This is a genomic window from Mycobacterium sp. IS-1264 (genome assembly GCF_001954195.1).
GTDB lineage: Bacteria > Actinomycetota > Actinomycetes > Mycobacteriales > Mycobacteriaceae > Mycobacterium.
Map to the genome: position 1 here is coordinate 1 of NZ_MBES01000090.1, position 1,400 is coordinate 1,400.

A 1,400-nucleotide genomic window follows, 5' to 3' on the forward strand; every position below is an offset into this window, starting at 1 on the left:
TACGCCACGGATCTCTTCGACCGGGCCAGCATCGAGCGGTTGGTCGGCTGGTTTGGCCGGGTGATCGAGGCGGTGGTCGCCGACGCCTCGGTGCTGGTCGGCCAGGTGTCGCTGCTGGACCGCGGTGAGCGTGATCTGGTGCTGCAGAGGTGGTCTGGCGCCGAGGTGCAGGCGCCGGTGGGCGTGGCGCCACAGGTGTTGGCCGCGGCGGTGGCCGCCGACCCCGACGCCCAAGCGGTCATCGACGGGGCCCGGAGCATGTCGTATCGCGAGCTCGATGAGTGGTCGTCGCGGTGGGCGCGGGTGCTGATCGAGGCGGGGGTCGGTCCCGAACGGGCGGTGGGCGTCGCAATCGATCGGAGCGCGGAGTTGGTGGTGGCCTGGTGGGCCGTCGTCAAGGCCGGTGGGGTGCATGTTCCTGTCGACCGGTCCCATCCCGTCGAGCGCATCGCCGCGGTGCTCGATGCCGCGCGGGCGGTGTGCGTGCTGACCTGTGGCGCCGACCCGGTGGCGGGGGCCGGGGCGCGACCGCTGCTGCGCGTCGACGATCGGGATGTCTCGGGGTACCGCGCGGATCCCGTCACCGACGCCGATCGGGTTGCGCCGCTGCGGGCCGAAAACGGCGCGTACGTGATCTTCACGTCGGGGTCTACCGGGGCGCCCAAAGGCGTGGCGGTCAGCCACGCCGGTCTGCTGGGTTGGGTTGCGGCGCAACGCGAATCGCACGGGTTGGGCGCGGATGCGCGGGTATTGATGGTCGCCGCGCCGACCTTCGACGCGTCGGTCGGCGAGCTGTTGTGGGCGGCGGGTTCGGGCGCCCCGTTGGTGGTGGCGCCGCCGGGAGTGTATGCCGGGCCTGCCTTGACCGAGTTGCTGCAAGGCCAGCGGGTCAGCGCGGCCATGCTGACCCCGACGGTGGTGTCGTCGCTGGATCGAGACCGCCTCGGCGACCTGACAACGCTGATTGCCGTGGGGGAGGCGTGCCTGCCGGGGTTGGTGGCCGCCTGGGCGCCGGGCCGACGGATGTTCAATGGCTACGGCCCCACCGAGACCACCATCTGGGTGACCTGTGCGCCGCTGGTGGCGGGGCAGCCGGTGGCCATCGGCGCCCCGATCGCGGGGGTATGTGCGCTGGTGCTCGACGGCCAATTGAACCCCGTGCCGGTCGGGGTGGTCGGTGAGTTGTATCTGGCCGGGCCGGCGGTTGCGCATGGCTATGTGGGCCGGGTGGGACTGACCGCGGAACGGTTCGTGCCCAACCCCTTTGGCGGCCCCGGCGCGCGCATGTATCGCACCGGGGATCTGGTGCGCTGGCGTGCCGATGGGCAACTGCAGTATCTGGGCCGCGCCGATGCCCAGGTCAAACTGCGCGGGCAGCGCATCGAGCTGGGCGAAATCGA

1 protein-coding gene is annotated in these 1,400 nt (G+C 71.7%); it reads left to right on the top strand.

Annotation, left to right across the window (positions count from 1 at the left end; all coding sequences use genetic code 11):
* A partial coding sequence (locus A5744_RS23360) for an amino acid adenylation domain-containing protein (RefSeq protein WP_139331478.1) occupies positions 1 to 1,400 on the top strand: 1,400 nt, incomplete at both ends.